General features: G+C 57.2%; 7 protein-coding genes and 1 pseudogene. 5 read left to right on the top strand and 3 right to left on the bottom strand.

What is annotated here, in order from left to right:
• Positions 1–32: 32 nt before the first annotated feature.
• The gene (locus ACRESD_RS03960) at positions 33–401 is read right to left on the bottom strand and encodes a hypothetical protein (RefSeq protein ID WP_431749730.1); all 369 of its coding nucleotides are present in this window, start codon (positions 399–401) and stop codon (positions 33–35) included.
• 235 nt (positions 402–636) lie between these two features.
• Between ACRESD_RS03960 and ACRESD_RS03955 the strand changes: the two genes are divergently transcribed.
• Together ACRESD_RS03955 and ACRESD_RS03950 are read left to right on the top strand one after the other, a co-directional pair.
• Positions 637–1935 carry a serine/threonine protein kinase gene (locus ACRESD_RS03955; protein WP_431749729.1) on the top strand — a complete coding sequence of 433 codons (1299 nt, stop codon included), beginning with the start codon at positions 637–639 and terminating at the stop codon, positions 1933–1935.
• Positions 1928–2716, top strand: a complete 789-nt coding sequence (locus tag ACRESD_RS03950) for an MlaA family lipoprotein (protein ID WP_431749728.1) — start codon at positions 1928–1930, stop codon at positions 2714–2716. Before ACRESD_RS03955 ends, ACRESD_RS03950 begins: the two co-directional genes overlap by 8 nt.
• Before the next feature lie 29 nt (positions 2717–2745).
• Here ACRESD_RS03950 and ACRESD_RS03945 read toward each other — a convergent pair whose 3' ends face one another.
• The gene (locus ACRESD_RS03945; protein ID WP_431749727.1) at positions 2746–4743 is read right to left on the bottom strand and encodes an FUSC family protein; all 1998 of its coding nucleotides are present in this window, start codon (positions 4741–4743) and stop codon (positions 2746–2748) included.
• A gap of 473 nt (positions 4744–5216) precedes the next feature.
• Between ACRESD_RS03945 and ACRESD_RS03940 the strand changes: the two genes are divergently transcribed.
• Positions 5217–6095 (top strand): hypothetical protein, encoded by an 879-nt coding sequence (locus tag ACRESD_RS03940; protein ID WP_431749726.1) that lies wholly within the window; start codon positions 5217–5219, stop codon positions 6093–6095.
• 49 nt (positions 6096–6144) lie between these two features.
• On the opposite strand, the pseudogene ACRESD_RS03935 reads toward ACRESD_RS03940, so the two are convergent.
• Positions 6145–6321: pseudogene (locus ACRESD_RS03935) on the bottom strand (efflux transporter outer membrane subunit); the annotation flags it as partial.
• Between the two features lie 106 nt (positions 6322–6427).
• Between ACRESD_RS03935 and ACRESD_RS03930 the strand changes: the two are divergent.
• On the top strand, positions 6428–7033 hold the full coding sequence (locus ACRESD_RS03930) for a TetR/AcrR family transcriptional regulator (protein WP_431749725.1): 606 nt from the start codon (positions 6428–6430) through the stop codon (positions 7031–7033).
• A 210-nt stretch (positions 7034–7243) separates the two neighbouring features.
• Positions 7244–7702, top strand: a complete 459-nt coding sequence (locus ACRESD_RS03925) for an REP-associated tyrosine transposase (RefSeq protein ID WP_431749724.1) — start codon at positions 7244–7246, stop codon at positions 7700–7702.
• The last annotated feature ends 45 nt before the right edge of the window (positions 7703–7747 follow it).

Genomic DNA, 7747 nt, shown 5'->3' with positions numbered 1-7747 from the left:
TGTGGGAGCGGGCTTGCTCGCGAATGGTCCTATCAGGTGCTGCGAGGCGCCCTGACCAACCGCAACCCCGCAATCACCACCGCAAACACGGCAAAGGTAGTGTTATACAACGCCAACGCCGGCAAGCCGAACACCATCCCCAGCACCGCCAGCCCCCACCCCGCACGACCCGGCACGAAAAAGCCCAGAATCGCCGTGACCAATGCCGCCCATCCCAGCACCTTGAAGTGAATCATCAACCCCAGGTTCGAACGCAACTGACATTCCCAGCGGCTGGCCTCATCGACGCAAATTCCAACCCACCGGCCATCCTCCATGAAGCCGTAACGAGCGCCATAACTGGCGGCCAACCATAACGGCAGGGCAATAAGCAGCAGGATCAGTGGCAAACGACGGGACATGGGGCACTCCGATAGGCAAAAACGGCGCTCAGCTTAATCCCACGGTGGCCGTTAGCAAGGTGTGTACGCAGATATCTGTTCATCAAAGCGTCGCAAAGTGTATCGTCTGGCTACTATTACCCCGACTCCGACGTTATTTTCCGACATTTCGTGCCGTGTGATGGCACTTCGGCGCGCGCGCGGTGGTCATAGCCTGCGAACTTCATTCAGCACATTTCCTCTTAGGGATTTAGTCATGCTCCGTTCCTTGCGCTGTGCGGCCCTGTTGGGCAGCCTATTTTTAAGTGCGTCGGCACTGGCCGTCGACATCGACCAGGCCAGCTATGGCTACCCTTTGACCAACCCGTTCGAAGCGACCATCGCGACCACACCGCCTGACCTTCGGCCAAAACTGCCGAGCAATGATGAGATCAACCAGTCCGACTACAGCCTGACCATGCGCCCGGAGCGCCAGTTCAGCCTTCCGGACAACTTCTGGGCCGTGAAGAAGCTCACCTACCGCATCGCCAAGCAAGACCACGCCGCACCGTTGATCTTCCTGATTTCCGGCACCGGCGCGCGGTATGACAGCAGCATCAACGAATACCTGAAAAAACTCTATTACCAAGCCGGCTACCACGTGGTGCAGCTCTCCTCGCCCACCAGCTTCGACTTCATCGCTGCCGCCTCGCGCTTCGCCACCCCGGGAGTCACCCAGGAAGACGCCGAAGACATGTACCGAGTGATGCAGGCCGTGCGCGCCCAAAACTCGACGCTGCCTGTCACGGACTATTACCTCTCCGGCTACAGCCTCGGTGCCCTGGATGCGGCATTCATCAGCAAACTTGACGAGACCCGCCGCAGCTTCAACTTCAAGAAAGTGCTGCTGCTGAACCCGCCGGTCAATCTCTACACGTCGATCACCAACCTCGACAAGCTGGTACAGACCGAGGTCAAAGGCATCAACAACACCACCACCTTCTATGAGCTGGTGCTGGGCAAGCTGACCCGCTACTTCCAGCAAAAGGGCTATATCGACCTTAACGACGCCCTGCTCTACGACTTCCAACAGTCCAAGCAGCACCTGACCAACGAACAGATGGCTATGCTGATCGGCACCTCGTTCCGCTTCTCGGCGGCCGACATTGCCTTTACCTCAGACTTGATCAACCGTCGTGGCCTGATCATCCCACCGAATTACCCGATCGGCGAAGGCACCAGCCTTACCCCCTTCCTCAAGCGTGCACTGCAATGCGACTTCGATTGCTACCTCACCGAGCAGGTCATTCCAATGTGGCGCGCGCGCACCGACGGCGGCAGCCTGTTGCAACTGATCGACCAGGTCAGCTTGTACGCGCTCAAGGACTACTTGCACGACAGCCCGAAAATCGCGGTGATGCACAACGCCGACGACGTGATCCTCGGCCCTGGCGACCTGGGCTTCCTGCGTAAAACCTTCGGCGATCGCTTGACCGTCTACCCGTTGGGCGGCCACTGCGGCAACCTCAATTACCGCGTCAACGCCGACGCCATGCTGGAGTTCTTCCGTGGCTAAATATCTTCTGCTGCTCGCCGCCTTGATGTGCGCAGGCGTGGCCAATGCCGACAACAGCAAGGCCCATGAACCCGTCAAGGTCGATGCCGACGGTTTCAAGGAGCCGCTGACCAAGCTTAAGTTCAACCCGGGTCTGGACCAGCGCGAGTTCGAGCGCTCCTCCCTGACCGCCCTCAACGTCTACGACCCGTTGGAGTCGTGGAACCGTCGCGTGTACCACTTCAACTACCGTTTCGACCAATGGGTATTCCTGCCCGTGGTCGACGGCTACACCTACATCACCCCAAGCTTCCTGCGCACCGGCGTGAGCAACTTCTTCAACAACCTGGGCGATGTACCCAACCTGTTGAACAGCCTGCTGCAGCTCAAGGGCCACCGCTCCCTGGAAACCACCGGGCGCCTGCTGCTCAACACCACCATCGGCATCGCTGGTTTGTGGGACCCGGCCACGGCCATGGGCCTGCCGCGCCAGAGCGAAGACTTTGGTCAAACCCTTGGCTTCTATGGCGTGCCTGGCGGTGCGTACCTGGTGCTGCCGATCTTCGGCCCGTCGAACCTACGCGACACCACCGGCCTGATCGTCGACTACGGCGCCGAAACCGAGATCAACTTCCTCAACGTGTCCAAGGTCAGCGAAAACCACCCGGAAATCTGGGCCCTGCGCGCAGTGGACAAGCGTTACCAGACCAGCTTCCGGTATGGGCAAATGAACTCGCCGTTTGAGTATGAAAAGGTGCGCTACATCTATACGGAATCGCGCAAGTTGCAGATTGCCGAGTAACAACCTTGTAGGAGCTGGCTCTCCAGCTCCTACAACCCCGCCCCCCTTTGACACCACTTGCGCCAGGTGAACCGTAGTTGCAACGCCGCCGCCCTGGCCATCTCCCGATCCTGCTCCGTCAACGTCGACGCCCCCTCAAGTGCTTCCAGCAACGCAGCACTGGGCTCATCCAAGCTCAGCGCCAGTACCGCACTTGGTCCGCCCTGCCTGAGCAACGCCGCCAACTGTCGTAAATAATCATCGCGCACGCTGGCCAATACACCTTGAGTGCCCGAAAGGCTTGCGCGTAGTTCCAACAACTCGTCCCCCAGGTCCAACCCCAACAATCCGTTCTCCCAGTGGATACGACGTTCATCCGGCAAGGTTTGGCTGTAGCGGGACAAGCGAATCAAACGGTCCGCCATACGCCCGCCAAACCAGCTTTCGACCTGCTCCAAAGGGCGGGACGTCAACTGCGCCAAGTCAAACAAAGAGGCCCTGAACATCCGCCGATAGTGGCGCTCGCCGGGGTTGAGCTGAATCAGGCGAAACACCACCACCGCAATACCGACGCCCACCAGAGTGGCGATCGCCTTGTTCAGAAAGGCTGCAATGTCATAGCTCATCAGGTTGCTGGGGCCGACGTTGTTGACGAAGAAAATGCAAAACGCCGAAGCGGTGGCCGCCAGTTTTACCCGGCTCATACACAGTGAAGCGAAAAACAGCGGCACACCCAACGCCACGCATAACAGCGGGAAAGCATCAAAATCGGGCAACAAGCCAAAGCGCACAAACCCCGCCACCGGGATCGACAACGCAATACCCTTTAGAAAATTCAGACTCGACGCCGAGGGATTTTCCCGCGCCGCAAACAGGCTCAACACCACACCACTGATCGATACCGCGCCCAACCCTGAAGGCCAGGCAGTAAACATCCAGAATGCCGCGACAGCCAGGAACGCCAAGGCACTGCGCAAGCCCCCAAGCACGCCCTGCTCGATATCACGATGCCAGGACAGGGCCCCAGGCGCGCCCGGCGGCACCCTGCCCGCTTCGACAGCCGCCAGGCTCAAGCCACCCACCTCAATCAACCGCAAGACCTGAGCCAGCTGCGCCAGACAAAAATGCGCCTCCGGGTTCAAGCGAGCGTCTTGCAACGCCAGCGCGAGGCGGCGCGTCAGCTCGGGCAACTGCGCATAGGGCTCCTGCTGCAACACAGCGGCCACCTCGTCCACCCAGGGCGCTACAAGCGTCGTCTCATCCAGCATCATCCGTTGCCGCGCCACGCCGCGTGCCGCGCGTAACAACCCGAGCAAATCACGGCTAAGCACCCGCAATGCCTGGGAGCGACGCCGCCCCTTGGGGCCTTCAAACCAGGCGTGATCGCGCTGGGCGTCCACCGCCACCAAACGTCCCAACGCCTCCAGCAAGCCCTTGCGCTGATCCGTCCCCAGCAGCTCCGACGCCGCTGCGCGCATTCCCGCCTGCCAGGCAGCACGACCTTGAATTGCCAGCGTTTGCTCAATTCGGCGGGGCCATAAAATCGTGCTGGCGATCGACGCGCAGAGAATCCCCAGGCTGATTTCCTGACAGCGCGCCACCGCCTCATCGAACACACCCAGCGGCGCGGCTGTGGCGGGCAACGCAATAATCGCCGTTGTGTAGCCCGCCAGCACAAAGCCATAAGACGCGTGATTACGCAGCAGCGACGCCCCCGTGGTGCAAAATACCAGCCACAATGCCATACACAGCAGGAACAACAGCGGTGCCTGACCGAACACACCGATCATCACCACCGAAGCCACAGCGCCCACAAACGTACCCAACAAACGATAAGCGCCTTTGGCCAAGACCATGCCACTGGTGGATTGGCCGACGATAAACACCGTGGTCAGCGCCCATTGCGGCTGCTGCAAGTCGAAGCAAAAGGCCAGATACAACGCGATCCCGCCAGCGATCATGTTGCGCAAAGCAAACAACAGATCGACCCGCGAGGGCGCCAGGGTGGCTTGCCAGAAGTCTGGGAGCTGAAACGTGGACGGCTTCATTCGATGCACACATAGATAGCAAGCTAATGATTAGCATCGTATCTATATTTCAACGGATTGCCAATCCAGCGCTTCGTAAAGCGCAAGCAACCACTCGTCGAATCTTGCAGCCTTCGGTAAACAATCTTTTCCCATGGTGATGCTCCTTCGGTCGTTCAGTACCCGCCACCAAAACCCGTGCAAAAGCCATCACTTAGCCATATCTCGTATTTAAGGGGAGCCGCCGTCAAAAAACAGCCTCTGGGTGCTCACTTCCAATCGCTATAACTACTTTGTCCAGGCAAGCGAATTGGTTGACCTCATTCATTGCCATTACTCCCTGCTAACTCTATAACTTCCCTACCTCTTTCAAGGGGCAACACCTCGAATAACCGAGGCCAATAAACGCTGACTTAATCAACTTGGACACGCTTCATCCGTGGCGAACATCCACGCCCAACCATTAATGACGACTCTCATAAGGAAATGATGAAATGAAGACGATTACTTCAATGCCTGCCCACGTCAAAGATATTCGCTTATTCTCTGAGCAACTAAAAGAAGCCAATGAATTCTTTGGTGACACCCACCTCAAGGACGTCAAACTTAAAGACCAGGACGACCCCTATGCGGATAAGGATGGGCTTATTGAGTTCATCATCGGCAACGAATTGATCAATGATCCCGAGGTCATGAAAAAGATCACCGAACTGAAAAAATACTTGATCGGCATGACCTCCGTGGTCACCAATTACGTACAACGCAAAGCCGAAGCCGAAGGGGAGCAATACAAGACCGATGTGGCGCTGTGGAGCCTCGCGCTGTCAAAACTCCCGCTGATGGGGCCAAGCAAAATCGATGAGCAAACGTATTCCCGGCATATTCGCGGGGTCAGTATTGCCACTGACTTTGTCAACTTCATACTGGACATCGTCGCCTCGCAAGGTAGCAGCGCTCTGGACAGTTTCCAAAAATTCATGGCCAAGCAGGGGGAGGCCTTGCGTTTTGGCGTCGAGAAAAACAAGGACTTCTACAAAACCATTACCGTTGGGGTCTCTGTCGAAGTCTTCAAGCTCGGCAATACGATTGTCTATGTTCCAAAAATCAAACAGTACCGGGTAAATTTCGACAGAAGCAATTCGAAGTTTTCATCTGCTTGTGCCAGTGCTGAATTCGTCGACATCAACTTCGCTTATAAATATGGCGCCAATGTATTTGACTATGAGGCCTTAGAAGACCCCATCGTCAAAAAAGACTTTGATGAGTTCCTGCGTAAACAACGCAAGTCACAAATCGAAGACGCAACGACGTTCTTCGATGATGACTTCCCCGTGAAAAAACCAACCGCCACCCAAGTAAGCAAAGCAGGTTAGTGATGGCACAGCGGCCAACGAAGGACGCTGCCTTCGTTGGCCGCTTTATTCATTGCCGGGTCTCTTGCCAGCCGCCTCCCAGGCTCTGGATCAGCGCCACACTCCCCTGGCTGCCGAACAGTTGCGGGTTTCGCTGGCAAACCTGCTGAAAGATGTCAGCCTGAGTTTGCAGGTGGTTGATCGCCGACAGGTTGTCCTCGACGTTCTGCAACAAGACAGACAATGTCAGTGTAACGCCCGTGGTACATGGGCTGCGGGAGGATTCTTGAGCGTCGCGCAAGGCCGGTGCTACCATGCGCAACCGCCAGTCTTGGCAAGGAAACTCCAGGTTTATGAGCAGCATTCGCGAGCGCAACAAAGAAAAGATCCTGCGGGCGGCCAGCGAGGAGTTTGCCGACAAGGGCTTCGCCGCGACCAAAACCAGCGACATCGCCGCCAAGGCCGGGCTGCCCAAGCCCAATGTCTATTACTACTTCAAGTCCAAGGACAACCTCTACCGCGAGGTGCTCGAAAGCATTATCGAGCCGATCCTGGCCGCTTCCACACCCTTCAACCCCGAAGGCGAGCCAGCGGTGGTGTTGAGCAACTACATCCGCTCAAAGATCCGCATCTCCCGCGACCTGCCCTTTGCCTCCAAGGTGTTCGCCAGCGAAATCATGCACGGCGCCCCGCATCTGAGCACCGATCAGGTCGAGCAACTGAATGCCCAGGCCAAGCACAATATCGACTGCATCCAAAGCTGGGTGGATCGCGGTCTGATCGCGGCGATTGACCCCAATCACCTGATGTTCAGCATCTGGGCGGCGACACAGACCTATGCGGATTTCGACTGGCAGATCTCGGCGGTGACCGGCAAGGCCAAGCTGGATGAGGCGGATTATGAGGCGGCGGCGCAGACGATTATTCGGTTGGTGCTCAAGGGGTGTGAGCCGGACTGAGAGACCGAGGTGCCTGTGCCATTCGCGAGCAAGCCCGCTCCCACATATGATCGGCGCCAGAAATAAATTGTCGAAACACTGCAGAGCCCATGTGGGAGCGGGCTTGCTCGCGAAAGCGCCCTCCCAGACACATCCCGCCAAAAGCCCGCCCATCGATTTCAGCCACCGATATCTAGCCTCTCAGCACACCCACTGAAGAGAGGCCACGGAATGCCTGATCTAGCCAAATCACACCGCCTGCGAATCGGACGGTTCAGCGAGCCCAATCGTATCTATCTGATCACCACCAACACCCATGAACGTGTGCCAATATTCAGTAACTTTCATTTAGGCCGCTTGGTGGTTTGGCAATTCAGGCTTGCCCAATATCAAGGGCTGGCGAACTCCTTGGCCTGGGTAGTGATGCCCGACCACTTCCACTGGTTGGTCGAGCTACAAAAGGGCTCACTGGGCGATTTGATGTGCCAAGTGAAATCCAAAAGTACTCGAAGCGTGAACGGTGCCACCGGCCGTAAAGGCCGTCTTTGGCAAACCAGTTTTCATGACCGGGCGCTGCGAAAAGAAGACGACTTGGTGAAAATGGCTCGGTATGTAGTGGCCAATCCTTTGCGAGCGGGCTTGGTGGAGCGAATTGGCGACTATCCGTTGTGGGATGCTATTTGGGTTTAAAGCAGAGACCGAGTTACCCCTTTCGCGAGCAAGCCCGCTCCCACA

It is taken from the genome of Pseudomonas sp., assembly GCF_050739995.1.
Classification (GTDB): Bacteria; Pseudomonadota; Gammaproteobacteria; order Pseudomonadales; family Pseudomonadaceae; genus Aquipseudomonas.
Note: the sequence above shows the minus strand (reverse complement) of the source record. Positions and strands in the feature narration are given on the sequence as shown.